Origin of the sequence: Micromonospora sp. C95 (assembly GCF_018070465.1) — a bacterium.
Lineage (GTDB): Bacteria > Actinomycetota > Actinomycetes > Mycobacteriales > Micromonosporaceae > Micromonospora.
In genome coordinates this window covers 13,764-38,105 of record NZ_JAGPXT010000043.1, presented here as the reverse complement: position 1 = coordinate 38,105, position 24,342 = coordinate 13,764, and the positions used below count along the sequence as shown (strand labels likewise).

23 protein-coding genes and 3 pseudogenes are annotated in these 24,342 nt (G+C 71.5%); 20 read left to right on the top strand and 6 right to left on the bottom strand.

Annotated features, from left to right (window positions below):
• Positions 1–119: 119 nt before the first annotated feature.
• Positions 120–1,106, bottom strand: coding sequence for a phosphotransferase (locus tag KBX00_RS27920; RefSeq protein ID WP_307869096.1), 987 nt, complete (start codon positions 1,104–1,106; stop codon positions 120–122).
• 87 nt (positions 1,107–1,193) lie between these two features.
• On the opposite strand from KBX00_RS27920, the gene KBX00_RS27915 reads away from it, so the two are divergent.
• From KBX00_RS27915 to KBX00_RS27900, 4 genes are all read left to right on the top strand, one after another.
• Positions 1,194–1,727, top strand: a complete 534-nt coding sequence (locus KBX00_RS27915; protein WP_210831033.1) for a DUF4240 domain-containing protein — start codon at positions 1,194–1,196, stop codon at positions 1,725–1,727.
• A 94-nt stretch (positions 1,728–1,821) separates the two neighbouring features.
• Positions 1,822–3,696, top strand: coding sequence for a translation elongation factor 4 (lepA, locus tag KBX00_RS27910; RefSeq protein ID WP_210831032.1), 1,875 nt, complete (start codon positions 1,822–1,824; stop codon positions 3,694–3,696).
• Positions 3,697–3,927: 231 nt separating this feature from the next.
• A complete protein-coding gene (locus KBX00_RS27905) occupies positions 3,928–4,215 on the top strand; it encodes a GlsB/YeaQ/YmgE family stress response membrane protein (RefSeq protein WP_093407532.1) in 288 nt (95 codons plus the stop codon).
• A gap of 139 nt (positions 4,216–4,354) precedes the next feature.
• Positions 4,355–4,999: an MOSC domain-containing protein gene (locus tag KBX00_RS27900; protein ID WP_210831031.1), complete on the top strand. Its 645-nt coding sequence runs from the start codon at positions 4,355–4,357 to the stop codon at positions 4,997–4,999.
• 87 nt (positions 5,000–5,086) lie between these two features.
• Here KBX00_RS27900 and KBX00_RS27895 read toward each other — a convergent pair whose 3' ends face one another.
• From KBX00_RS27895 to KBX00_RS27885, 3 genes are all read right to left on the bottom strand, one after another.
• Entirely contained in the window at positions 5,087–5,992 is a 906-nt protein-coding gene (locus KBX00_RS27895) for a phytanoyl-CoA dioxygenase family protein (RefSeq protein WP_210831030.1), read from the bottom strand.
• Positions 5,993–6,209: 217 nt separating this feature from the next.
• A complete protein-coding gene (locus KBX00_RS27890; RefSeq protein ID WP_210831039.1) occupies positions 6,210–7,169 on the bottom strand; it encodes a hypothetical protein in 960 nt (319 codons plus the stop codon).
• A 118-nt stretch (positions 7,170–7,287) separates the two neighbouring features.
• Positions 7,288–8,076, bottom strand: coding sequence for an enoyl-CoA hydratase-related protein (locus tag KBX00_RS27885; RefSeq protein WP_210831029.1), 789 nt, complete (start codon positions 8,074–8,076; stop codon positions 7,288–7,290).
• A 20-nt stretch (positions 8,077–8,096) separates the two neighbouring features.
• On the opposite strand from KBX00_RS27885, the gene hemW reads away from it, so the two are divergent.
• On the top strand, positions 8,097–9,320 hold the full coding sequence (gene hemW, locus KBX00_RS27880; protein ID WP_210831028.1) for a radical SAM family heme chaperone HemW: 1,224 nt from the start codon (positions 8,097–8,099) through the stop codon (positions 9,318–9,320).
• A 27-nt stretch (positions 9,321–9,347) separates the two neighbouring features.
• Here hemW and KBX00_RS27875 read toward each other — a convergent pair whose 3' ends face one another.
• The gene (locus tag KBX00_RS27875) at positions 9,348–9,902 is read right to left on the bottom strand and encodes a DUF4870 domain-containing protein (RefSeq protein WP_210831027.1); all 555 of its coding nucleotides are present in this window, start codon (positions 9,900–9,902) and stop codon (positions 9,348–9,350) included.
• A 210-nt stretch (positions 9,903–10,112) separates the two neighbouring features.
• On the opposite strand from KBX00_RS27875, the gene hrcA reads away from it, so the two are divergent.
• From hrcA to KBX00_RS27820, 13 genes and pseudogenes are all read left to right on the top strand, one after another.
• A complete protein-coding gene (hrcA, locus tag KBX00_RS27870) occupies positions 10,113–11,135 on the top strand; it encodes a heat-inducible transcriptional repressor HrcA (RefSeq protein WP_210831026.1) in 1,023 nt (340 codons plus the stop codon).
• A gap of 73 nt (positions 11,136–11,208) precedes the next feature.
• On the top strand, positions 11,209–12,354 hold the full coding sequence (gene dnaJ, locus KBX00_RS27865; protein ID WP_210831025.1) for a molecular chaperone DnaJ: 1,146 nt from the start codon (positions 11,209–11,211) through the stop codon (positions 12,352–12,354).
• A 1-nt stretch (position 12,355) separates the two neighbouring features.
• Positions 12,356–13,090: a 16S rRNA (uracil(1498)-N(3))-methyltransferase gene (locus tag KBX00_RS27860; protein WP_210831024.1), complete on the top strand. Its 735-nt coding sequence runs from the start codon at positions 12,356–12,358 to the stop codon at positions 13,088–13,090.
• 46 nt (positions 13,091–13,136) lie between these two features.
• Entirely contained in the window at positions 13,137–13,496 is a 360-nt protein-coding gene (locus KBX00_RS27855) for a histidine triad nucleotide-binding protein (RefSeq protein WP_210831023.1), read from the top strand.
• Positions 13,493–14,881: a serine hydrolase gene (locus KBX00_RS27850; RefSeq protein WP_210831022.1), complete on the top strand. Its 1,389-nt coding sequence runs from the start codon at positions 13,493–13,495 to the stop codon at positions 14,879–14,881. The genes KBX00_RS27855 and KBX00_RS27850 overlap by 4 nt, the downstream gene beginning before the upstream one ends.
• 183 nt (positions 14,882–15,064) lie before the next feature.
• Positions 15,065–15,811 (top strand): annotated as a pseudogene (locus KBX00_RS29530) (PhoH family protein); the annotation flags it as partial.
• A 42-nt stretch (positions 15,812–15,853) separates the two neighbouring features.
• A pseudogene (locus KBX00_RS29525) lies at positions 15,854–16,561 on the top strand (LAGLIDADG family homing endonuclease); the annotation flags it as partial.
• Between the two features lie 270 nt (positions 16,562–16,831).
• Positions 16,832–17,188 (top strand): annotated as a pseudogene (locus tag KBX00_RS29520) (PhoH family protein); the annotation flags it as partial.
• Positions 17,189–17,203: 15 nt separating this feature from the next.
• The gene (gene ybeY / locus KBX00_RS27840) at positions 17,204–17,677 is read left to right on the top strand and encodes an rRNA maturation RNase YbeY (protein WP_203996152.1); all 474 of its coding nucleotides are present in this window, start codon (positions 17,204–17,206) and stop codon (positions 17,675–17,677) included.
• Positions 17,677–19,059, top strand: a complete 1,383-nt coding sequence (locus KBX00_RS27835) for a hemolysin family protein (RefSeq protein WP_374225382.1) — start codon at positions 17,677–17,679, stop codon at positions 19,057–19,059. Before ybeY ends, KBX00_RS27835 begins: the two co-directional genes overlap by 1 nt.
• Positions 19,052–19,429 (top strand): cytidine deaminase, encoded by a 378-nt coding sequence (locus KBX00_RS27830; protein WP_210831020.1) that lies wholly within the window; start codon positions 19,052–19,054, stop codon positions 19,427–19,429. The genes KBX00_RS27835 and KBX00_RS27830 overlap by 8 nt, the downstream gene beginning before the upstream one ends.
• A complete protein-coding gene (era, locus tag KBX00_RS27825) occupies positions 19,426–20,322 on the top strand; it encodes a GTPase Era (protein ID WP_210831019.1) in 897 nt (298 codons plus the stop codon). The genes KBX00_RS27830 and era overlap by 4 nt, the downstream gene beginning before the upstream one ends.
• A gap of 174 nt (positions 20,323–20,496) precedes the next feature.
• A complete protein-coding gene (locus tag KBX00_RS27820; RefSeq protein WP_210831018.1) occupies positions 20,497–21,624 on the top strand; it encodes an acyltransferase in 1,128 nt (375 codons plus the stop codon).
• Here the strand turns inward: KBX00_RS27820 and KBX00_RS27815 are convergent.
• Positions 21,611–22,474 (bottom strand): DUF4097 family beta strand repeat-containing protein, encoded by an 864-nt coding sequence (locus KBX00_RS27815; protein ID WP_210831017.1) that lies wholly within the window; start codon positions 22,472–22,474, stop codon positions 21,611–21,613. The two genes, KBX00_RS27820 and KBX00_RS27815, sit on opposite strands and share 14 nt — an antisense overlap.
• Before the next feature lie 126 nt (positions 22,475–22,600).
• On the opposite strand from KBX00_RS27815, the gene recO reads away from it, so the two are divergent.
• Both recO and KBX00_RS27805 read left to right on the top strand, forming a co-directional pair.
• The gene (gene recO / locus KBX00_RS27810; protein ID WP_301548749.1) at positions 22,601–23,485 is read left to right on the top strand and encodes a DNA repair protein RecO; all 885 of its coding nucleotides are present in this window, start codon (positions 22,601–22,603) and stop codon (positions 23,483–23,485) included.
• Between the two features lie 32 nt (positions 23,486–23,517).
• Positions 23,518–24,294: an isoprenyl transferase gene (locus KBX00_RS27805; protein ID WP_210831037.1), complete on the top strand. Its 777-nt coding sequence runs from the start codon at positions 23,518–23,520 to the stop codon at positions 24,292–24,294.
• The last annotated feature ends 48 nt before the right edge of the window (positions 24,295–24,342 follow it).

Below are 24,342 nucleotides of genomic sequence, written 5' to 3'. Positions count from 1 at the left end.
GCCCTACCCCCCACCCGCCCTGGTTGATCATGAGGTTAGCCCAATTGTTGATCTTCAAACTGCCGCTAACCTCATGATCAACGGTGTGGGGGGGGCAGGTGGGGCGGGGGCGGGGGTGGTTAGGTCCAGCCTTGGCGGTGGGACAGCCAGGCGAGGGCCTGTTGGCCGGTCCACCGCTGGTGCGCCGGTAGGTGAGCCGACGCGGTCGGTGGTGCCGATGTCGCGGCGGTGAGGTGGTAGCCGGCCAGGGCGGCCAGCGTGACGTCCAGCGCGTCGTCGGGCGCGTCGGCGGCGGCCGGGTGGGCGGCGAACAGCGAATCGACGTCCAGCCCGCTGGCGTACCCGGTGATCAGCAGGGTGACCAGGTCGAACCAGGCCGGCCCGTGGCACAGCCACGGCCAGTCGCAGAACCAGACCGAGCCGGTGCTGTCGACGAGCACGTTGTCGACCCGTAGGTCGCCGTGGGTCAGCCCGGTCGCGGCGGCGGCGTACCCGGGCAGGTGCGACTCCAGCGCCACCAACTCGGCCAGCCGTCCCCGGGCCGGGGCGGGCAGCGGCGGCACCGGTTCCCGGCCGGCGACGACCTCGCCCCACCAGAGAATGTCCTCGCGGGCCAGGTCGGCGAGGTGGGGCAGGCCGAGGGCGGTCAACTCGGCCGATGGCTCGGCGAGCGCCTCGGCGACGTCGGTGAAGGCGCTGAGGGTGGCGGTCAGTTCCCCCTGGTTCCAGGGCAGCCGGGGGGTGTGGCCGTCGACGGCGTCGAGGCCAAGAACGAACCAGCCGGCCTCCGACAACGTCCAGCGCGGGCGGGGCACCGGCAGCCCGGCCGGCAGCCGGGCGAGGATCGCGGCCTCGCGGGCGTACCAGTCGACCAGGTGCGGTTGCTCGGCGTGGGGTGCGGCCTTGACGAACGCGGCGTGCCCGGCGGCGGTGCGCAGCAGCGCGGCGAAGCCGCGCGTGAAGCCGGCACCGGCGGTCCGGGCCTGGACCACCGGGGCGCCCAGCCTGGTGGCCACTGCGGCCCGCACCCGCGTCGGCAGGTCCGACCACTCGGGCCGCTGGGCGGTGGCGTGGTACGGCACGGCGGGCGGGGAGGCGAAGGTCACCCGACCATGCTGCCCGGTGGCCGGTCGGGCGGCGACCACCGGCGCGGATCCGGGCACCCGGGGTGGCGTCTGCCAGACTGCCGGACCATGAGGACCGACGACTTCTGGCAGTTGATCGACCGCGCCCGCACCGGCGGTGGAGAGCCGGACGCCATCGCCGCCCGGGCCGTCGCGCTGCTCGCCGCCCGTGACCCCGAGGAGATCGTCGGGTACGCCCACCACCAGGAACGGGTCCTCGCCGCCTCCTATCGGGTCGATCTGTGGGGCGCCGCTTACCTGATCAACGGTGGCGCCTCCGACGACGGATTCGAGTACTTCCGTGGTTGGCTGATGACCCAGGGACGGGAGGTGTTCGCCCGGGCGGTCGCTGACCCGGATTCGCTGGCCGATCTACCGCAGATCCGGTCCGCCTCGCTCAGCGGCGAGGAGTTCGAGTGCGCGGACATGCTCGCGGTGCCGTGGGACGCGCACCGGAAGGCGACCGCGAACGACCTGCCGGGGGAGCGTACGGCGCCGCCGCAGCCCGACCTGAACGACTTCTGGGACTTCGACGACGAGGAGGAGGCCCGCCGCCGGCTGCCCCGACTCGCCACCCTCTTCGTCGAGCCACCGCAGGAGTGACGGACGCCCGGCCGATGCCCGCCGGGGACGTGGGAGCATAGAGGGGGCCGGCGCGTGCCGGCCCGCTCACGTCAGCCGACCAGAACGGACCGCTGTGCCACCGACGCTCGATCCCGGCGCGAACGCTCCTGGTGCCACCGACCCGGCGCGGATCAGGAACTTCTGCATCATCGCTCACATCGACCATGGAAAGTCGACCCTGGCCGACCGGATGTTGCAGCTCACCGGCGTGGTCGACCCGCGGCAGATGCGCGCGCAGTACCTCGACCGGATGGACATCGAGCGCGAACGCGGCATCACCATCAAGAGCCAGGCGGTCCGGATGCCGTGGACCATCGCCGAGGGCGAGCGGGCTGGCGAGCAGGCCGTGCTCAACATGATCGACACGCCCGGTCACGTCGACTTCACCTACGAGGTGTCCCGGTCGCTGGCGGCCTGCGAGGGCGCGATCCTGCTTGTCGACGCGGCCCAGGGCATCGAGGCGCAGACGCTGGCGAACCTCTACCTCGCGCTCGAGAACGACCTGCACGTCATCCCGGTGCTCAACAAGATCGACCTGCCGGCCGCCCAGCCGGAGAAGTACGCCGAGGAACTGGCCCACCTGATCGGTGGCGACCCGGCGGACTGCATCAGGGTCTCCGGCAAGACCGGCGAGGGTGTGCCGTACCTGCTGGACGAGATCGTCCGGCAGTTCACCCCGCCGGTCGGCGACGCCGACGCCCCGGCCCGCGCCATGATCTTCGACTCGGTGTACGACGTCTACCGGGGCGTGGTCACCTACGTGCGGGTGGTCGACGGGCGGATCAGCGCCCGGGACCGGATCAAGATGATGTCCACCGGCGCGGTGCACGAACTGCTGGAGATCGGGGTCATCTCGCCGGAGATGGTGAAGGCCGAGGCGCTCGGCGTCGGCGAGGTCGGCTACCTGATCACCGGGGTGAAGGACGTCCGTCAGTCCCGGGTCGGTGACACCGTCACCATCAACAACCGGCCGGCCGCCGATGCTCTCGGCGGCTACAAGGATCCGAAGCCGATGGTCTACTCGGGCCTGTATCCGATCGACGGTTCGGACTACCCCGCGCTGCGGGACGCGCTGGACAAGCTCAAGCTCAACGACGCCGCGTTGACCTACGAGCCGGAGACCTCCGGTGCGCTCGGCTTCGGGTTCCGCTGCGGCTTCCTCGGCCTGCTGCACCTGGAGATCATCCGGGAGCGGCTGGAGCGGGAGTTCAACCTCGACCTGATCTCGACCGCGCCGAACGTGGTCTACCGGGCCATCCAGGAGGACGGCGAGGAGGTCGTGGTCACCAACCCCAGCGAGTACCCGACCGGCAAGATCGCCGAGGTGTACGAGCCGACGGTGCGGGCCACGGTGCTCACCCCGAACGACTACGTCGGCGCGGTGATGGAGCTGTGTCAGGGCCGGCGCGGCAGCCTGCTGGGCATGGACTACCTCTCCGCCGACCGGGTGGAACTGCGCTACACGCTGCCCCTCGCCGAGATCATCTTCGACTTCTTCGACCAGTTGAAGAGCCGTACCAAGGGCTATGCGTCGCTTGACTACGAGCCCTCCGGCGAGCAGGCGTCCGACCTGGTCAAGGTCGACATCCTGCTGCACGGCGAGCCGGTGGACGCGTTCAGCGCGATCGTGCACAAGGAGAAGGCGTACACCTACGGCACCACCATCGCGGCGAAGCTGCGCAACCTCATCCCGCGCCAGCAGTTCGAGGTGCCGATCCAGGCGGCCATCGGCAGCCGGGTGATCGCCCGGGAGACGATCCGCGCCATCCGCAAGGACGTGCTCGCCAAGTGCTACGGCGGTGACATCAGCCGGAAGCGCAAGCTGCTGGAGAAGCAGAAGGAGGGCAAGAAGCGGATGAAGATGGTGGGCCGGGTGGAGGTCCCGCAGGAGGCGTTCATCGCCGCGCTCTCCTCCGACTCCGACGGCAAGGGCAGCGGAAAGAAGTGATCGTGCGGCGGCGCAGGTAGGCGCAGCCATCTCGACGGGCGCTCGGCCATCTCGGCCGGGCGCCCGTCCGCGTGCGGCCCGTGGCGCGGTCTTTCGGGGCGGTGCGATCTTTCGGGGCGGCCGCGACCTCTCGGCCAGAAAAGGCGGTTTGGGATCTTCGTAGGTCGGGCATTAGGCGGTCACCACAGGAACACCACAAACGTTGAACGTCTTTCGTGAAGGAGAGCGATCATGGAGCTCACCGTCTGGGGCATCATCACCGCCCTGATCGTTGGTCTGATCGTCGGTGCGCTTGGCCGACTGGTGGTACCGGGCCGTCAGAACATGCCGATCTGGCTGCACATGCTCATCGGTGTCGGTGCCGCGCTGCTCGGCACCGTGATCGCCCGTGCGTCCGGCTTCGCCGAGACCGCCGGCATCGACTGGCGGGAGCTGATGCTTCAGGTGCTGCTGGCCGCCGTCGCGGTGGCGCTGGTCGCCGGGGTGGGCCGCAACCGCCGGGGTGTCACCCACCGGTAACCGCTGAACCTGTCGAAAGGCGCCCGACCGTCGAGGTCGGGCGCCTTTCGTCTGCGTACGCCCAGAGGCGGAGCGACCTGAACCCGTCCGACGGTGGGCGAGGGCGGCGCACCGGGGCCGTTCCCCGTAGAATGTGATCATGACGGGCAGGGTGGCATCGGTGAACGTCGGGATCGTGACCGAGGCGGCATGGGCCGGTGCGGCGAGCGGGCGCAGCGGCATCGACAAGCGGCCGGCCGACGCGCCGGTGCTTTTCCAGGTCGACGGGGTGGCCGGCGACTTCATCGGCGAACGGGCCCACCACGGTGGCCCGGACCAGGCCGTCTACGCATACGCGGGGGAGGACGCGGCCTGGTGGGAGGCCGACCTCGGGCGGACCATCCGCCCCGGTGGCTTCGGCGAGAACCTCACCACGTACGCGGTCGACGTGACCGGCGCGGTGATCGGCGAGCAGTGGGCCGTCGGCGAGGCGCTGCTCCAGGTGACCATGCCACGCACGCCGTGCCGGACCTTTGCCGGCTTCTGGGGCGTACCGGATCTGATCAAGCGGTTCACCGCGCGGGCGACCCCCGGTGCGTACCTGCGGGTGCTCCGCGAGGGCGCGGTGGGCGCCGGCGATCCGATCGAGATCGTGCACCGGCCGGCGCACGGGGTGACCCTCGGCGAGGTGTTCCGCGCGCTCAGCCTGGAGCCGTCCTTGCTGCCCAGGCTGCTGGCGGCCGACGACCTGCCCGAGCCGATCCGGGAGAAGGTGCGTCGCCGTGTCGGCGAGCCGGCCGGCTGACCGACCGGCCGGTCCGCCCGGAGATGACACGACAGGCCCCGCGGTCACGTCCAGGCGTGGCCACGGGGCCTGTCGTCACGCCTCCGGTCAGCGGAGCCAGGGGATGTTGCGGTTGAGCAGACCGCGCTGCTTGAGCTCCTTGCGCAGCGGGATCTCGTCGTCGATGTAGCCGTCCCAGTTGATGCCCCAGTAGTTGGCCGTGTGGGTGCCCTCACCGAGCAGCTGGCGCTGCACCGGCGTGCGGTTGCGGTACCACTCGCCGTCCTTGTCGGGGTGCAGCTCGTCGAGCGGACGGATCCACCGGTAGGTGTAGCCGACGAACAGCATCTTGCGGGTGATGTTCGACAGGTTCGTCGACCGGGAGTGCCACTGGCGGCGGTCGAAGATGAAGGCGTCACCCGGGTTGGCGGTGATCTCGACGGTGCCCTCCGGGTCCGGGTTGTGCACGCTCAGATCCGTCGGGCGGGGCAGCGAGTTCCACAGGTGGCTGCCGGGAATCACCTTCGTCGCACCCCGGCCGTTCTCCGACAGGTCGGAGAGCACGTAGGCGACCTTCAGCGAGAACATCGGGCGCGGCAGGTTCGGGTCCATCGTCTCCGGGTCGGAGTTCTGCCGGTACCCGTCCTGGTGCCAACCCCAGTACGGCTTCTCGGGCTCCAACGCCGGCGGCGTCACGTCGAGGTGGTTGTGGTGGGTGTAGATGTTCCAGCCCGCCAGGCCCCACATGTAGGGAAACGCGATCGGGTGGGTGAGCAGCTCGCCGAAGAGCTCGTCACGCTCAAGGAAACCCAGCAGGTGCAGGGTGCCGTCCTTGGTGGTGTTGCCCTTGGCCTTCTCCTCCTCGTACACCCGGTCGACCGCGGCCTCGAGAGCGGCCCGGTGGTCCTCGGTCAGGACGTTGCGCAGCAGGAGAAAGCCCTGCTCGTGAAACTCCTTGCGGTCGACGTCACTGATCGGTTCGTAGCCGGTCCGGTCGCCGTAGTCGAACGCCACGTCGTACCCCTCCCCAGAGGTGAAACCATTTCTGGCACAGGCCGCCGATCGTAACGCGCGTCCGGACGGCCCGTGGGGCACCCCGCGACCTTTCCACGGGCATGGCGACTGATGGCGGTTGCTCGACTACCGCACGTCACCCAACGTGGCGAGACGCAGCCTTACATGGCCATTTGCCGGTTTTTGCGGTGACTGCGGGTAAGGAGATCGGAATCGCTCAGACGTCCGCGTGGACCTCGGCGAGAACCTGGGTGTCCCCCCGGTCGCTGTCCGGCAAGCGCTTCCAGTCGCCGCGCTTGGCGGTCCACTCCCGGCCGTCGTAGACCACCCTCTTCACCCCGTGCTCCTTCGCGTGGGAGACCAGCCAGTGCGTGTACCGCCAGCCGGCCCGCACGCCCTCGGCGGAGGTCGTGAGGCTGCCGGCCGGGCTCCGCTCGAAGTCGTTGATCCCCACCATCAGCAGGGTCGGGTTGCCGAAGCTGTCGACGGCGGAGCTGAAGTAGCCCCGGCCCGCCTGCCGGTCACCGTCGGAGGTGAAGGCCACCAGGCCCCAGTCGAGCGACAGTCCCTCGGTCAGGGCGGCGATGGCGGCGGCACCGCGCAGCACCGGATCACCGCCCACGGAGCAGCTGACCGCCGTGGTGGCGTGACCGAGCAGCGCCCGGGTGAGCACCTGCGACTCGTCGGCCCACTTCTCGTACGCCTCCGGGAAGGCCGAGCGCTGCACCTTCTGCGCCGCGTCGGTGACCCGCATGTCCTGCCAGCCGCGTACCTTCTTCAGGGCCGCGTAGAACTTCCGCGCCGCGTACCGGGGGTCGCGGATCTGGGTCGGCGTGCCCCAACCCTGGCTCGGTCGCTGCTGGAACAGCCCCACGGAATCGCGGTCGCCGCCGGTCAGGTTGCGCAGCCCGGACTCCTGGTACGCGGTGGCCAGCGCCACCACCACCGCCCGCTCGGGCATCTTGCGCTGCACGCCGATCGCCGCGATGGTCGCCGCGTTCGCCATCTGCTGCGAGTCGAGCGTCACCTGGCCGTCGGCCTGCACCGTGCAGGCCCGGCCGGCCAGCGGCAGCCGTAGCCCGTCACCGGCCTGCCTCAGCACCACGATGATCCCGATCACGGCGATCAGGACGAGGACCACGAAGCCCGTCGCGGCAGCCCGAGTTCGCACCCGCACCTCCTGTGTCAAGGTCCGCCAAGCGTACGTCCCGCATCGACCCGTACGGGTCGTCCGACCGGTTCCGCCCCCGCGCGCCACGCACGCGCAACGCGAGGTTCCCCGTCCCGGCCGTACCTCACCTGCCGAGTTCCGCCACCCAGCGCGGTGCCCGCTTCTCCCGGAACGCGGTGACCCCCTCGACCCCGTCGGCCGACAGGAAGTATCCGGTGGACAGCTCGGCCAGTTCGGCCAGGTCGGCGCGCAGGTCGACGGCGGCCGGACGGCGCAGCAGTCGCTTTGCGCCGGCCAGCGCCGCCGGGGCGCCACGTACCAGCGAGTCGCAGTACCGCCGCACCGCGGCGTCCAGTTCCTCGGCCGGCACCGCGGCGGTGACCAGGCCGATCTCGGCCGCTCGCCGGCCGTCGAAGGTGTCGCCGGTCAGGTACAGCTCGGCCGCCGCCCGGGTCGTCAGGCGGGGCAGCACCGTCGCGGAGATCACCGCGGGGATCACCCCGATCCGCACCTCGGTGAAGGCGAACGTGGCCTCGGCCGCGCAGACCGCCAGGTCGGCCGCCGCGATCAGGCCCAGGCCGCCGGCCCGAGCCGGGCCGGCGACCCTCGCCAGCACCGGCTTCGGGCACTCCCGGACCGCCGCGAGCACGTCACCAAGCATTCCGGCGGGCACCGTGCCGCTGGCGTACGCCGCCGCGGTCTCCTTCAGGTCGGCGCCGGAGCAGAAGACCGGCCCGGTGTGGTCGAGCACGATCACCCGGACCGCGTCGTCGGCGACCGCCGCGGCCAGGCCCGCCAGCAGTTCGGTCATCAGCGGCGTGGAGAGCGCGTTGCGGTTGTGCGGACTGTCCAGCGTGAGCGTGGTCACCCCGTGGGCCGTGGCGACCCGCACGAGCGCGTCGGGAGAGGTCATGCCAGGGCACACTAGTGGCCATGCCCGGCGTCCTTCCAGCAGGCGATCCCGTCCCCGCCGACGGGTCGCTGCCCGCGTCCGCCCGCGCGTCCGTGGGCGCCCGGGGTTTCGGGGTCTATGTGCACGTGCCCTTCTGCGCGAGCCGGTGCGGCTACTGCGACTTCAACACGTACACCGCCGACGAACTGGGCGGCGGCGCGAGTCGGGAGGGTTACGCCGACGTCGTACTGGCGGAGCTGGCACTCGCCGCCCGGGTGCTGGGCGACGCTCCGCCGCCCCGGGTGGAGACGGTCTTCGTCGGTGGTGGCACCCCCACCCTGTTGCCCGCCGACGACCTGGCCCGGATCCTCGACGCGATCGACCGGACCTGGGGACTGGCCGCCGACGCGGAGGTGACCACCGAGGCGAACCCGGAGTCGGTGACGCCCACCTCGCTGAAGGAGCTGCGCGCGACCGGGTACACCCGGATCTCGCTCGGCATGCAGTCGGCCGCGCCCGGGGTGCTCGCCGTGCTGGACCGCCGGCACAGCGCCGGCCGGGCCACCGCCGCCGCCCTGGAGGCCCGCGACGCCGGCTTCGACCACGTCAATCTCGACCTGATCTACGGCACGCCGGGGGAGCGGGCCGAGGACTTCGCCGCCTCGCTGGACCAGGTGGTGGCCGCGGGCGTGGACCACGTCAGCGCGTACGCCCTGATCGTCGAGGACGGCACCCGGCTGGCCGCCCGGATGCGCCGGGGCGAGCTGCCGTACCCGGACGAGGACGTGGCCGCGGACCGGTACCTGGCCGCCGAGGCCGCCCTCGGCGCGGCCGGCTTCTCCTGGTACGAGGTCTCCAACTGGGCCCGCACGCCGGACGCCCGCTGCCGGCACAACCTGCTCTACTGGTCCGGCGGGGACTGGTGGGGCCTCGGGCCCGGGGCGCACAGCCACGTCGGCGGAGTGCGCTGGTGGAACGTCAAACATCCCGCCGCGTACGCGAAACGCCTCGCCGCCGGGGAGTCTCCCGGGCAGGCCCGGGAGGTGCTCTCCGGCGACGAGGCGCACATGGAGGAGGTCATGCTCCGGTTGCGGCTGGCCACCGGCCTGCCGCTCGACGTGTTGACCGACGCCGGGCGGGTGGGCGCGGCCAGGGCACTGGCCGAGGGTCTGCTCGACCAGCCCGCCCACGCCGCTGGCCGCGCCGTGCTCACCCTGCGCGGCCGGTTGCTCGCCGACGCCGTGGTCCGCGACCTGCTGCCCTGATCCCCGTCATCAGACCGGCCGGCGCGGTCAGCGCTTCACGAACGAGTAGCTCATCGGGTAGCGGTAGAGCGTCCCGTCGTTGGCCTTGACCCCGCCGATGATGCCGAAGATCACCGGCACGATCCAGACGAGCATCGGGACGAAGAACAGGATGCCGCAGGTGATCGCGGTGAGCACCCAGCTCAGCACCCCGACGATGGCCCAGGTGAGCTGGAAGTTCAGCGCCGCCACCGAGTGCGCCCGGGCGATCGGCGACTGCTGCCCACGGGTCATCATCGCGATCAGCGGGGCCACCCAGCCGAAGAGCCCGCCACCGACGACCACGCCGAGGGGGCCGCCGAAGTGGGCGATCAGCACCCAGGTCTTGTCCTCGTTGTTGGCGTAGCCGCCGGTCGGGTAGCCGACACCGGGTGCTCCCGGCGGCGGATAACCGCCGGGCGGGGGGTAGCCGGCCGGCGGCGGCTGGTCGCCGGTGGGGGGTGGATAGCCGCCGGGCGGGGGATAGCCGCCCTGGCCAGGCGAACCGGACAGTGGTGTCGTGGGTTCGTCGCCGGAGTCCGGGGGACGAGGTGGTTCAGTCATGGAGGCCACGGTAGGTGCCAGCGGCAACGGCGCACCAGAGCGACACCGGCGAGTGTCAACCCGCCGATCGGCTCAATGACGCCGGTGCTGACTTGATCATCGCGTGTACGGGGGCGCCGACGTAGACTGGCACTCGCTACAGTCGAGTGCCAGAGTGTTCCTCTGGCGGTCGTGACGCCGCGAGCTGACCTGCGACAGGAGGTGGCAAGGATGGGTCTGGACGACCGGAAGCTCGCCGTGCTCCGGGCGATCGTCGAGGACTACGTGGCCACCCAGGAGCCGGTCGGCAGCAAGTCGCTCGTCGAGCGGCACCAACTCGGTGTCTCGCCGGCCACGGTTCGCAACGACATGGCCGTGCTGGAGGAGGAGGGCTACATCCGCCAACCGCACACCAGCGCGGGGCGGGTGCCCACCGACCGTGGCTACCGACTCTTCGTCGACCGGTTGAGCCGGGTCAAGCCGCTCAGCCCGGCCGAACGCCGGGCGATCGAGCGCTTCCTGGCCGGCGCCGTGGATCTCGACGACGTGGTGCACCGCACGGTGCGGCTGCTGGCGCAGCTGACCCGGCAGGTCGCCGTCGTGCAGTACCCGAGCCTGGCCCGGTCCCGGGTGCGTCACCTGGAACTTGTGCCGATCTCCACCACCCGGCTGATGCTTGTGATGATCGCCGACACCGGCCGGGTCGAGCAGCGGCTGGTCGAGCTGCCCGCACCGGTCCTCGCCGACGACGTGCTGGACCTGCGCCGGCTGGCGAACGAGAAACTGGTAGGTGTCCGCCTGTCGGAGACCCCGCCGCTGGTGCAGACCCTCATCGACGACTGCGCGCCGCACCTGCGTTCGGCGATGACCACCCTGTCCACGGTGCTGCTGGAAACGCTCGTCGAACGGCACGAGGAAAGGCTCGCGCTGGCCGGCACCGCGAACCTCGCCCGGGGCGGCCTGCTCGACTTCCAGGGTTCGTTACGTCCGATCCTCGAAGCACTTGAGGAGGAGGTCGTGCTGCTCAAGCTCATCGGCGAGGTGGAACCGAGCACACTGCGGGTGCGCATCGGCGACGAGAACGAGTACGACAACCTGCGGGCGGCCTCCGTGGTCAGCACCGGGTACGGCCCGGGCGCGACAATCGTCGGGGGGATGGGCGTGCTCGGACCGACCCGGATGGACTACCCCGGAACCATCGCCACGGTGAGGGCCGTGGCACGCTACGTGGGCGAGCTGCTGGCCCAGAACTGACAAGTCAGGGCCGACGGCAGGCTGCCGCCGCCGAACGGCGTAACTCGAGACGAACACGAGGACACGGAACGCAGTGGCCAGGGACTACTACGGCATTCTCGGCGTGAGCAAGGGTGCCTCCGATGACGAGATCAAGCGCGCCTACCGCAAGCTGGCGCGCCAGTTCCATCCGGACGTGAATCCGGACCCGGAGGCACAGGAGAAGTTCAAGGACATCAACGCCGCGTACGAGGTTCTCTCGGACGATCGGAAACGGCAGATCGTCGACCTGGGCGGGGATCCGCTGGCACCCGGCGGGGGCGGGCCCGGCGGTCCGGGCGGCCCCGGCGGGGCCGGACCCTTCGTCGGGTTCCAGGACATCATGGACGCCTTCTTCGGTGGTGCCACCGGTGCCGGGCGGGGACCACGTCCGCGTACCCGCCCCGGGGCCGACGCGATCCTGCGACTGGAGCTGGACCTTCAGGAGACGGCCTTCGGCGTCGAGGCGCCGATCACCGTCGACACCGCCGTGCTCTGCACCACCTGCTCCGGTGCCGGCACCGCCGCCGGCACCCACCTGGCCACCTGCGAGGCGTGCGGCGGGCGCGGCGAGGTGCAGTCGGTGCAGCGCACCTTCCTCGGCCAGGTGGTCTCCGCCCGGCCCTGCACCGTCTGCCAGGGCTACGGCACCACCATCCCGCAGCCCTGCCCGACCTGCGCCGGTGACGGCCGGGTCCGCACCCGCCGGTCGCTGACCGTCAAGATCCCCGCCGGGGTGGAGGACGGCATGCGGATCCGCCTGGCCCAGCAGGGCGAGGTCGGCCCGGGCGGCGGCACCGCCGGTGACCTCTACGTGGAGATCCACGAACGGCCGCACGACGTCTTCTCCCGCAAGGGCGACGACCTGCACTGCCGGGTCACCGTGCCGATGACCGCCGCGGCACTCGGCACCCGGCTGACCATCAAGGCGCTCGACAGCGAGGAACCGGTCGACGTCAAGCCGGGCACCCAGCCGGGCAGCACCCTGCGGCTGCGGGCTCGGGGCGTACCGCACCTGCGCGGCGCCGGGCGGGGTGACCTCTACGTCCACCTGGACGTGCGCACCCCCACCAAGCTCGACGCCGACCAGGAGCGGATGCTCCGCGATTTTGCCAAGACCCGTGGTGAGGAGGTCGCCGAGCTGACCAAGCAGGGCGGCTTCTTCTCCCGGATGCGCGACGCCTTCAACGGCCACGCCTGACGTGTCCGCCCCGCTGTTCCTGGTCGAGTCGCTGCCCACCGCCGCCTCGATGGTGCTGGACGGCGCCGAGGGCCACCACGCCGCCACCGTGCAGCGGCTGCGCGTCGGCGAGCAGGTGCTGCTCGCCGACGGCCGGGGCGGCACGGCCACCGCCGTGGTCACCGCCGTCGGCCGGGGCACCCTCGACCTCGACCTGACCGACCGGGGGTACGTCGACGCGGCGAACCCCCGGCTCGTGGTCGTCCAGGGCATCGCCAAGGGCGACCGGGGCGAACTGGCCGTGCAGGCGATGACCGAGGCGGGCGTCGACGAGATAGTCCCCTGGGCGGCGGGCCGCTCGGTGGTGCAGTGGCGCGGCGACCGGGGCGTACGGGCCCGTGGCAGGTGGCTCGCCACCACCCGGGAGGCGACGAAGCAGGCCCGGCGGGCGTGGCTGCCGGTGGTGGCGGGGGCGCCGGACGAGAGCACCGCGTCGGTGACCCGCCGGATCGCCGGGGCGGCGGGCGGGTACGTGCTGCACGAGGAGGCGACCGACCGACTCACCACCGTCGAGCTGCCCGAGCGCGGCGAGATCGTGCTGGTGGTGGGCCCGGAGGGCGGCATCACCCCGGCCGAGCTGTCGGCCTTCCAGGAAGCCGGTGCCCGGCCGGTGCGGCTCGGCCCGTCGGTGCTGCGCACCTCCACCGCGGGCGTGGCCGCCCTGGCGGTCCTCGCCACCCGCCTGCTGCGCTGGTGAGCGGCGCGCCACCGGCGCCGAGGAATTCTTCTCCTACACTGCCCCGATGGGAAGCGACTGTCTGTTCTGCCGCATCGTCGCCGGCGCGATTCCGGCCACCGTGGTCCGCGAGACGCCCACCACGCTCGCCTTTCGCGACGTCGATCCGAAGGCGCCGGTGCACGTGCTCGTCGTGCCGAAGGAGCACTACGCGGACGTGGCCACGCTCGGTCAGGGTGATCCGGCGCTGGCCGGCGAGGTGCTGGCCACGGCCGCCGCGGTGGCCGAGGACGAGGGCCTGCTCGGCGACGGGTTCCGGCTGATGTTCAACACCGGGGCGTACGGCGGCCAGGAGGTCTTCCACGTGCACGCGCACGTGCTCGGCGGCGCACCACTCGGCCCGATGCTGGCGCGGGGCCTCGGATGACCTCCGCCGCCGGCCACACCTCCGCCGCCGGTCGCCTGGACCGGATGGTGCGCCAGGTCCAGGCGCAGGCCCGGGTGCCGGCGGTCTCGGCGGCGGTGCACCGCGCCGACCGGCCGCTGTGGACGTGCACCGCCGGCGGCACCGGAAACGACACGGCCTTGGATGCACAGACGAGGTTCCGGATCGGCTCGGTGACCAAGACGTTCACCGCCGTACTCGTCATGCAGTGCCGCGACGACGGGCTGCTCGACCTCGACGACCCGCTGCGGCGGCACCTCGACCTGCCGGCGCACGGTGAGCTGACCGTACGCCGGCTGCTGTCGCACACCGCCGGCCTGCAACGGGAACCGTACGGCGACGTCTGGGACACGTTGCGCGCACCGGACGCCGACCAGCTGATCGCCGAACTGGCCCGGGCCGAGCGGGTGCTGCCGACCGGACGCCGCTACCACTACTCGAATCTCGGCGTGGCGCTGCTCGGCCGCCTGGTCGGGCAGGTACGCGGCGGCAGCTGGGCCGAGGTGCTGACCGAGCGGGTGCTGACCCCGCTCGGGCTGACCGCCACCACGGTCGCCCCGGGACCACGCGCCGCGACCGGGTTCCTGGTCGACGCGTACTCCGACGAAGCGCATCCTGAACCCCCAACCGACTTCGGCGCGGTGGGTCCCGCCGCGCAACTGTGGAGCACCGCGACCGACATGGCCCGGTGGGCCGCCTTCCTGGCCGACCCGGCGGCGTTGGACGCGGCGGGTCGGGTGCTCGCGGCGGCCACGCTGGACGAGATGCGCTGGCCGGTGACGGTCACCGACGAGGCGGTGTGGGCCGGCGGGTTCGGTCTCGGCCTGATCCTGGTGCCGCAGGGGGAGCGGGTGGTACACGTCGGGCACGACGGGGCGATGCCCGGCTTCCTCGCCGGGGCGTACGGCCGCCGCGGTGGCGAGGGCACCCCGGCGGCGTTCGGTGCCGCCGTGCTGGGCTCCTCCGGCACCGCCGTCGAGCTGCTGGAGTTGCCGCACCGGCTGCTCGCCGCCGCGGTCGAGCACGATCCGGCCGACATCGACCCGTGGCGTCCGGGTGACCCGGCGCCGCCGGACGTGCGCGGGCTGCTCGGCCGCTGGTGGGGTGAGGGCTTCGAGTACGTCTTCTCCTGGCACGAGGGGGCCCTGCGGGCCCGTGGTGCCGGTGACCCGCCGGGAAAGCCGCCAGCGGTGTTCGCCCCGGTGCCGGACCAGCCGGACGTGCTGCGTACCGTCTCCGGCCGGGAGAACGGCGAGCTGCTCCGGCTCACCCGGGACGCGGCCGGCGTGGTGGTCCGGATGCACTGGGCGACCTACCGGTTCACCCGCGACCAGGAGACCTTCGACGGTTTCGACTTCCGCGAGTGACCGGACGCTCGGCTCGGGCGGAATGTGCCGTTTGGTGCGGTCCCGCCGGGGCGTCGAAGCGGTGGAAATGGGCAGCGTGTCCGCGCCGTTGACCCGATACGATGGTGGCAACGTCCGCACGCCGTGCCACGAGCCCGGCATCGAGATCGAGAGCAGGTGGCGCAGGGCCCACGGGCCCGACCTATGACCGGCACCCCACCTCCCGGCCCGCCCCGGGTGCAGACCAGGATCACGGTCCCCGATTCCAAGATCATGGTCAACCTGCTCGGCGCGGGTGACGAGATCCTGCGACTGGTCGAGCGCTCGGTGAACAGTGACGTGCACGTGCGTGGCAACGAGATCACCATCACCGGCGCTCCCGCCGACAACGCCCTCGCCGAACGGCTCTTCAGCGAGCTGCTCGAACTCATCGAGAAGGGCGAGACCCTGACCACCGATGCCGTCCGGCGTACCGTCGGCATGCTCGAACAGGGTGGCGCGGAGCGGCCCGCCGAGGTCCTGACCCTCAACATCCTCTCCCGGCGTGGGCGCACCATCCGTCCCAAGACGCTGGGGCAGAAGCGCTACGTCGACGCGATCGACGGGCACACGATCGTCTTCGGCATCGGCCCGGCGGGTACCGGCAAGACCTACCTCGCCATGGCCAAGGCCGTGCAGTCGTTGCAGGCCAAGCAGATCAACCGGATCATCCTTACCCGGCCGGCGGTCGAGGCCGGTGAGCGACTCGGGTTTCTGCCCGGCACGCTCAACGAGAAGATCGACCCCTACCTGCGCCCGCTCTACGACGCCCTGCACGACATGCTCGACCCGGAGACCATCCCGAAGCTGATGGCCGCCGGCACGATCGAGGTCGCCCCCCTGGCATATATGAGGGGCCGGGCGCAGCCGTACGACGCGCGCGTCCTGACGCCGGAAGGCTTCAAGCGGTTCGGCTCACTCCAGGTCGGCGACCTGGTGATCGGCTCGAACGGCATGCCGACCCCGGTGATCGGGATCTACCCACAGGGGCCCAAGCAGGTCTACCGGGTGACCACGCAGGACGGGGCCTCCACCCTGTGCTGCGGTGAGCACCTCTGGACGGTCGCCACGCCCGAGGACAAGCGGCGCGGTCGCCGCCGCACGCTGGAGACCCAGGAGATGATCGGGCAGGAGCGGCGGGGGTACATCCGCCGTTACGAACTGCCGGTGGTGGCTCCGGTCCAGCTGGAGCCGCAGGACATTCCGCTCGATCCGTACGTCCTCGGACTGCTGCTCGGTGACGGGTCGATCTCGTGCCGCACGACGCCGGGATTCACCACCGCGGACCCTGAGTTCGCCCGGGCGATCGAGGACAACCTCGCCGACATCGAGCTGCACCGCAAGAGCGACTACGACTACGTACTCCGGCACACCAAGGGGCACCGGGGCGGGGTGATCGTCGCGAACCCGGTGACTGTCGCGCTCCGTGAGCTGGGTCTGGCCGGAACGAAGTCGGGCACCAAGTTCGTGCCGTCCGTATATCTCCAGAACAGCGTCGATGTCCGACTGGCCGTCCTGCAGGGGCTGCTGGACACCGACGGCGGGCCGGTGGTCCAGGCGGGACGTACCTGCCGGGTGCAGTACTCGACGACCTCGCCCCGACTGCGCGACGATGTCGTCCACCTGGTCCAGTCGCTCGGTGGCGTGGCAACGTGGCGTGTTCGAGTGGCCGAGGGCCGCACGCCTGGTCTGGCCAACGGCCGACCGGTCGGGTACCGGTCGGACGCCTACACGGTGGAGATCCGCTTGCCGGAGGGCGTAGCGCCGTTCCGGTTGGCGCGTAAGCGCCAGCGGTACGAGGAGTGCGGCGGCGGCCGACCGATGCGTTTCATCGACTCGATCGTCCCCGCTGGTGTCCAGGAGACGATGTGCATCCAGGTGGCCGCGGAAGATTCGCTGTATGTCACCGATGACTTCCTGGTCACGCACAACACGCTCAATGACGCGTTCATCATTCTCGACGAGGCGCAGAACACCACGCCCGAGCAGATGAAGATGTTCCTCACCCGGCTCGGCTTCGGCTCCAAGATCGTGGTCACCGGCGACGTCACCCAGGTCGACCTGCCCGGCGGTACGACGAGCGGGCTGCGGGTCGTCCGGGACATCCTGGAAGGTGTCGAGGACGTGCACTTCGCGCAACTGTCCAGCGCCGACGTGGTACGTCACCGACTGGTCGGGGAGATCGTCGACGCGTACGCGCGGTGGGACGCCGAGAACCAGCAGGCACAGGGCGTGCACGCGGTGGCCGGGCGGAGCGCCCAGGGTAACCGCGGCGGCCGGCGCCGCTAGACCGAGGGAAGACAGTTGTCCATCGAGATCGCCAACGAGTCCGGTGCCGAGGTCGACACCGACGCCGTGCTCGCCGTCGCCCGGCACGCGCTCGACGAGATGGGGGTCAACCCGCTCGCCGAGCTGTCCGTGTTGCTTGTCGACGTGGACTACATGACCGAGCTGAACCATCGCTGGATGGGCGGCGACGGTCCGACCGACGTGCTGGCCTTTCCCATGGACGAGGGCAGCGTCGACCACGGGCCGGGTGAGAGCGCCGCCGCCGGTGGTGAGCCGGCGCTGCTCGGCGACATCGTGCTCTGCCCGGAGGTGGCGGCGAAGCAGGCCGCGACCGCCGGGCACCGCACCGCCGACGAGTTGCACCTGCTCACCGTGCACGGTGTCCTGCACCTGCTCGGCTACGACCACGCGGAGCCGGAGGAGGAGCGGGAGATGTTCGGGCTCCAGGCCCGGTTGCTGGCGAGCTGGCGGTCGGCCCGCTCCCGGTGATGGACACTGCGCTGGCCGCGTCCGCCACCGGCCTACCCGACCTGCAACTGCTCGTGTTCGCTGCCGGGCTGGTGGTGCTCGCCGGCCTGATCGCGATGACCGAGGCCGCCCTGGCCGCGGTCTCACCGGCCCGCGCGGCCGAACTGGCCCGCGAGGGGCTCCGGGGCGCGCGTACCCTCCAGACGGTCGCCGGTGACGTGGTCCGGCACCTCAATCTGTTGCTGCTGCTCCGGCTGCTCGCCGAGCTGACCGCCACCACGCTGGTGGCGCTGGTGGCGGTGGACACCTTCGGTGCGGGCTGGCGGGCGGCGCTGGTCACCGCCGGGGCGATGACCGTGGTCAGCTTCGTCGTGGTCGGCGTCGGCCCGCGCACCCTCGGCCGGCAGCACGCCTACGCGGTGGGCCGCTCGGCGGCACCATTGGTGCGCTGGCTGGGTCGGGTGCTCAACCCGCTGGCGTCCCTGCTGATTCTGATCGGTAACGCGGTCACGCCGGGTCGGGGCTTCCGGGAGGGGCCGTTCGCCACCCAGGTCGAGCTGCGGGAGCTGGTCGACCTGGCCGAGCAGCGGGGCGTGGTGGAGCATGGCGAGCGGCAGATGATCCATTCGGTCTTCGCGCTCGGTGACACCATCGCCCGCGAGGTGATGGTGCCGCGTACCGAGATGGTGTGGATCGAGTCGGGCAAGAATCTGTCCCAGGCGCTCGCGCTGTTCCTGCGCTCCGGCTTTTCCCGGATCCCGGTGATCGGCGAGAGCGTCGACGACGTGCTCGGCATCCTCTACCTCAAGGATCTGATCCGGCGTACCCAGGGCGGGGCCGCCGAGGATCATCAGTTGCCGGTGGCCGAGCTGATGCGGCCGGCGACCTTCGTACCCGAGTCCAAGCCCGTCGACGACCTGCTGTCGGAGATGCAGGCCGCCCGTAACCACCTGGTCATCGTGGTCGACGAGTACGGCGGCACCGGCGGCCTGGTCACCATCGAGGACATCCTCGAGGAGATCGTCGGGGAGATCACCGACGAGTACGACGTCGAGCGCCCACCGGTCGAGCAGTTGCCCGACGGCGCGGTGCGGGTCACCGCCCGGCTGCCGGTGGAGGATCTCGGCGAACTGTTCGACACCGAGTTGCCGCACGACGAGGTGGAGACGGTCGGGGGTCTGCTCGCCCAGGCCCTGGGGCGGGTGCCGATCCCGGGCGCGCAGGTCGAGGTGGCCGGCCTGCGGCTGGTCGCCGAGGGCACCACCGGTCGCCGTAACCGGATCGACACGGTGCTGGTGCGCCGGGTGGAGCCGACCGACACGCAGAACGATCCGGGCGGGACGCCGACCGTGGCCCGCTCCGACACCGACCGATCCGAGGAGAGGCAGCCCGCCGATGCCTGAGTCATCCGCCGTACCGGCCGCCCGGTCCACCGGTTCCGAGCTGAGCACCGAGGACGGCAAGCTGGTCGTCCTCGCCCGGGGGGCCCGGGGACGGGTAAGCGCCGTGGAGGGCGCCGCCGTCCGGGACCAGGACGGCCGGACGTACGCGGCGGCCAGCGTGTCGCTGCCCTCGCTGACCATCACCGCGCTGCAACTGGCGGTCGCCTCGGCGGCCGCGGCGGGTGCCACCCGGCTGGAGGCCGCGGTGGTGGTGACCGAGGCGTCCACGCTCGACGGTGCCGGCTACGCGGCGGTGCGCGACCTGGCCGCCGACGCGCCGGTGCACCTGGCCGGGCCGGACGGCACGGTGCTCGGCACGGTGACCGAGTGAGTGAACGGGGCGACCGCTCCTACCGGGCGGGTTTCGCGTGTTTCGTTGGTCGGCCCAATGCCGGCAAGTCCACGTTGACGAACGCCATCGTCGGGCAGAAGATCGCGATCACGTCGAACAAGCCGCAGACCACCCGGCACGTGATCCGGGCGGTACTGCACCGGCCCGATTCGCAGCTCGTGCTGGTCGACACCCCGGGGCTGCACCGTCCCCGCACATTGCTGGGCGAGCGGCTCAACGATCTGGTCCGGCAGACCTGGAGCGAGGTCGACGTGATCGGCCTCTGCATCCCGGCCGACGAGCCGATCGGCCGGGGCGATCGGTTCATCACCGGTGAGTTGGCCGAGCTGAAGGCGACCGTGCTGGCGGTGGTCACCAAGACCGACCTGGTCGATCGCAGGCGGCTCGCCGAGCAACTGCTGGCCGTCAGTGAGCTTGGGGATTTCGCGGAGGTCGTGCCGGTCAGCGCGGTCTCCGGGCACCAGGTGGACACCCTGGTCGAGGTGATGACGCGGTACCTGCCCGAGTCGCCGCAGCTGTACCCGGACGACATGCTCACCGACGATCCGGAGCAGGTGCTGGTGGCGGAGCTGATCCGGGAGGCCGCGCTGGAGGGCGTCCGGGACGAGTTGCCGCACTCGATCGCCGTGGTGGTGGAGGAGATGCTCCCGGAGGGCCGGCTGACGAAGATCTACGCCGACGTGTACGTGGAGCGGCCCAGCCAGAAGGCGATCGTCATCGGGCATCGGGGTGCGCGGCTCAAGGGTGTCGGCACCGCCGCGCGGCGGCAGATCGAGGAGCTCCTGGGTACGAAGGTCTACCTCGATCTGCACGTACGGGTGGCCAAGGACTGGCAGCGCGACCCCAAGCAGTTGCGCAAGCTCGGGTTCTGAGCCGACCCTGCGGTACCCGGGTCAATCGGACGACCTGCCTTGGATCGGATGATCGGGACCGGTCAGGCTTATGGGGATTTTCACGATCGCGGTGGGTAGCTGGCTGTTTCGTCGGCGGACGACGGAGGGTAGATAGGAAACCGCCTCCGCGCCCCCCGAGACAGATGCAGGCTGATGCGAAACAGATACCTGGACCTGCTGCGCGCTCTGGCCATCGTGCGGGTGGTCGTCTACCACGTCACCGGCTGGGGATCGCTTACGCTGGTGTTCCCGGCGATGTCGGTGATGTTCGCGCTCGCCGGTTCGTTGATGGCGGCTTCCCTGGTGCGGTCCGGACCGACGGCGGTCGGCCGGCGACTGCGGCGGCTGCTGCCGTCACTGTGGGTGGTCGCTGTGATCTTCGTGCCGGCGATGCTGCTCACCGGGTTGCCGTTCACCCCGGCGGTGCTGCTCTGGCTCTTCCCGGTGGTCGACCCGCCGGCGAACTACTGGGGCGCGCTGGCGCTGAGCCCGATCTGGTACCTGCGTGACTACCTGTGGTTCGTGCTCGCCTCCCCGGTCGCGCTGTGGCTGTTCCGCCGGTTCCCGCTACCCACCCTGCTCGCCCCGTACTGCCTGCTGCTGGTCATCGAGCTGGGTATCTATCAGAACCCACCGGTCGCGCTGCGCCATTTCGGGCTCTACTTCGGGGCGTGGCTGCTGGGTTTCGCCCACCAGAGCGGGATGCTGCGCCGCCTGAGCGTCTGGATCCTGGTGCCGACCGCGTTCGCGCTGGCGGCGGTGGGCGGCGCCTGGGTCCTGATCCACCAGGGGCCGCGCGGCTACGACCTCAACGACATCCCGCTCGGCAACGCGCTCTGGTCGGCGGCGTTCATCCTGGTGGCGCTGGGCCGGGCACCGGCGACCGCGGCCTGGGTGGACCGCAGCGCGCTGGTCGGCCGGGCGGTCACCGTGCTGAACCGGCGGGCGTTGACGGTCTACCTGTGGCACATGGCGTTCGTGGTCGCACTCACTCCGCTGGTCGACCTGGTCGGCTGGTCACATCAGGATCTGCTGGGCCTGGCGATCCGGGTGGCCCTGGTCTTCCTGCTGGTCGGCCTGGTGACGGCGCTGGTGGGTTGGGTCGAGGACGTCGCGGCGCAGCGCCCGCCCGAGCTGGTGCCGGGTGGCCGTCGCCCGGCGTCGCGCCCCGTCCGCCGGCACGCGGAGTCGCGCACCGGCGAGGATCACGAGCCGAGCGCCGGGCCGGCGGCACCGGTCCCGCAACAGCGGGGCCGGGACGGGGAGGTCATCGCAAGGTGACGGTGATGTTGCCGCTGCCGGTGCGCAGGTCGAGCACTGCCGCGGCGGACGGGTCGTGCGTCACGCCCAGCTCGATCTGACCGGAGCCGGCCCTCGACCGGACCTGGTACGCGCCCTCCGGCACGTTCAGCTCGACGTTGCCGCTCGACGCGTGCGCCCGCGCGGAGGCGGGCTTGTCCAGTTCGAGGGTGACGTTGCCGGACTTGGCCTCCGCGTCCACCCTGCCGCCGAGGCGGCTGCCCGTCACGTCGCCCGAGGAGGCCCGCATCACGACGGGGGCGCTCACGTCGGACACCTCGACGTTTCCGGAGCCGGTCTCCACCCGTACCGCGTCGGTTGCCGCGGCCACCCGCACGTCGCCGGAGCCGACCTTGAGATCCACCTGGCCGACCCGGCTCAGGTCGACGTTTCCGGACCCGGTCTCACCTCGTACGCTCACCCCCTCGCCGACCGTCACCTCGTAGGAGACGCTGCACCGGTGGCCGCAGGAGGTGTCCAGCACCAGCTCCGCGCCCTTGATCTCGTACGTCGCGTCCGGCTCGGCACCCTGGTAGCGCACCACGCGCTTGACGCGCACCCCGTCCGCCCCGCCGTCGGCCCGGACCACCACGTCGCCGGCACCGGGCAGCACCTGGATCGCGGTGATCCGGGCGGACTCGGTGGTGTCGAAGTCCAGCCGCCGGTACGACAGGTTGTCGCACCCGACCAGGACGATGAGGGCGGTGGTCGCGGCGACCGCCAGGGCGGTGCGGCGCCCGGTGCGCCCGCGCCGCGCGGTGGATCGCCGCGTTGCGGTGGGCCGATCGGCGGCGGTGGGCCGGGAGACGGCGCTGGTGCGGTGCGAAGCCATGCCGAGCACGCTACGACCGGCGCGACCGGGCGCGCATCCGGGTTCGTCGCCCCGGCGACCCGGAGCGGACCCTGAATTCCGACCCGGGGTCGGACCTGATTTCCGGCCGGAGGGGAGAATGGCGCGATGGCCGGGTACCGCCGACAGCTCTACCGCGACGACGCGGTGGTGCTGCGTGTGCAGAAACTCGGCGAGTCCGACCGGATCATCACCCTGCTCACCCGGCGGCACGGCCGGCTGCGCGCGGTCGCCCGGGGGGTACGCCGGACCATGTCGAAGTTCGGTGCCCGGCTGGAGCCCTTCGGGCACGTCGATCTGCAACTGGCCGGTGATCCCAAGGGAGAGCAGGGCAGTTCGCTGCACACCGTCAGCCAGGTCGAGGGGATCGACCTGTACGGCAAACGGTTCCTGGGCGACTATCCCCGTTACACCGCGGCCAGCGCGATCGCCGAGACCGCCGAGCGGCTCACCCCGGTCGAACGGGAACCGTCGCTGCGGCTGTTCCAGCTCACCCTGGGCGCGCTGCGCGCCCTCGCCGACGGCGAGCACGCCACCACGCTGGTGCTCGACGCGTACCTGCTGCGCGGGATGGCGCTGGCGGGCTGGGCACCGGCGTTGACCGCCTGTGCGGTCTGCGGCACGCCCGGCCGGCACCGGGCCTTCTCGGTGCCGGCCGGCGGAGCGGTCTGCCCGGACTGCCGACCACCGGGAGCCGCCCACCCGGCCCCGGCCACCATCGACCTGATGTCGGCGCTCACCGTCGGTGACTGGCGGGTCGCCGATGCCACCGAGAACGGGGTACGCCGGGAGTGCAGCGGCCTGGTCGCGGCGCACCTGCAGTGGCACCTGGAACGCGCGCTACGCTCGCTGCCGCTGGTGGACCGGGGTGGGCTGCCGTCCGCACCCGGCGCGCGGCGACCTACCGGCGACGTCGGCACGGTCGCCCCCGCCGGTGCGGTGTTGCCGCCCGACCGGGCGTCACAGGACGTGAGCAGGGAGAGAACCGAGTGATCCGATCGTCCAGGGCCGGGCGGCGCGAGCCGGTGCCGCCGACACCGCACCCGTCGGGAGCCCGACCGCCGGCGCTGCCAGCCGGGGCGGTGCCCCGCCACGTCGCCGTGGTGATGGACGGCAACGGTCGGTGGGCCAAGGAGCGCGGCCTGCCCCGCACCAAGGGCCACGAGGCGGGGGAGTTCTCCCTCTTCGACACCGTCGAGGGCGCCATCGAGCTGGGTATTCCGTACCTGTCGGCGTACGCCTTCTCCACCGAGAACTGGCGGCGCTCGCCGGACGAGGTGCGGTTCCTGATGGGCTTCAACCGGGACGTCATCCGCCGCCGCCGGGATCAACTGGTCGACCTCGGGGTGCGGGTGGTGTGGTCCGGTCGGGCCGGGCGGCTGTGGAAGAGCGTCATCAGCGAGTTGCAGACCGCCGAGGAGATGTCCCGCGGCAACTCGACGTTGACCCTGCAGTTCTGCGTGAACTACGGCGGGCAGGCGGAGATCGCCGACGCGGCCGCCGCGATCGCCCGGGACGTGGCCGCCGGCCGGCTCGATCCGGCAAAGGTCACCGAGAAGACGGTCGGGCGGTACCTCTACCACCCCGAGGTGCCCGAGGTGGATCTGTTCCTGCGGCCCTCCGGCGAGCAGCGGACCTCGAACTTCCTGCTCTGGCAGAGCGCCTACGCCGAACTGATCTTCCTGGACACGCTCTGGCCCGACTTCGACCGCCGCCATCTGTGGTACGCCTGCGAGCTGTACGCCAAGCGTGACCGCCGGTTCGGTGGCGCGCTGCCCAATCCGGTGGCCCCCACCACCTGAGGTGCCGTGGCCCGGCCACCCGAGCCGCGGGTGGTGCCGGCCACCTGA

Coding starts and splice junctions, on each gene's coding strand:
- KBX00_RS27915 (WP_210831033.1), top strand. CDS start 1,194: ATGAGGACCGACGACTTCTGGCAGTTGATCGACCGCGCCCGCACCGGC.
- KBX00_RS27905 (WP_093407532.1), top strand. CDS start 3,928: ATGGAGCTCACCGTCTGGGGCATCATCACCGCCCTGATCGTTGGTCTG.
- KBX00_RS27900 (WP_210831031.1), top strand. CDS start 4,355: ATGACGGGCAGGGTGGCATCGGTGAACGTCGGGATCGTGACCGAGGCG.
- KBX00_RS27885 (WP_210831029.1), bottom strand. CDS start 8,076: ATGACCTCTCCCGACGCGCTCGTGCGGGTCGCCACGGCCCACGGGGTG.
- hemW (WP_210831028.1), top strand. CDS start 8,097: ATGCCCGGCGTCCTTCCAGCAGGCGATCCCGTCCCCGCCGACGGGTCG.
- KBX00_RS27875 (WP_210831027.1), bottom strand. CDS start 9,902: ATGACTGAACCACCTCGTCCCCCGGACTCCGGCGACGAACCCACGACA.
- hrcA (WP_210831026.1), top strand. CDS start 10,113: ATGGGTCTGGACGACCGGAAGCTCGCCGTGCTCCGGGCGATCGTCGAG.
- KBX00_RS27855 (WP_210831023.1), top strand. CDS start 13,137: ATGGGAAGCGACTGTCTGTTCTGCCGCATCGTCGCCGGCGCGATTCCG.
- KBX00_RS27850 (WP_210831022.1), top strand. CDS start 13,493: ATGACCTCCGCCGCCGGCCACACCTCCGCCGCCGGTCGCCTGGACCGG.
- KBX00_RS27835 (WP_374225382.1), top strand. CDS start 17,677: ATGGACACTGCGCTGGCCGCGTCCGCCACCGGCCTACCCGACCTGCAA.
- KBX00_RS27830 (WP_210831020.1), top strand. CDS start 19,052: ATGCCTGAGTCATCCGCCGTACCGGCCGCCCGGTCCACCGGTTCCGAG.
- KBX00_RS27820 (WP_210831018.1), top strand. CDS start 20,497: ATGCGAAACAGATACCTGGACCTGCTGCGCGCTCTGGCCATCGTGCGG.
- KBX00_RS27815 (WP_210831017.1), bottom strand. CDS start 22,474: ATGGCTTCGCACCGCACCAGCGCCGTCTCCCGGCCCACCGCCGCCGAT.
- recO (WP_301548749.1), top strand. CDS start 22,601: ATGGCCGGGTACCGCCGACAGCTCTACCGCGACGACGCGGTGGTGCTG.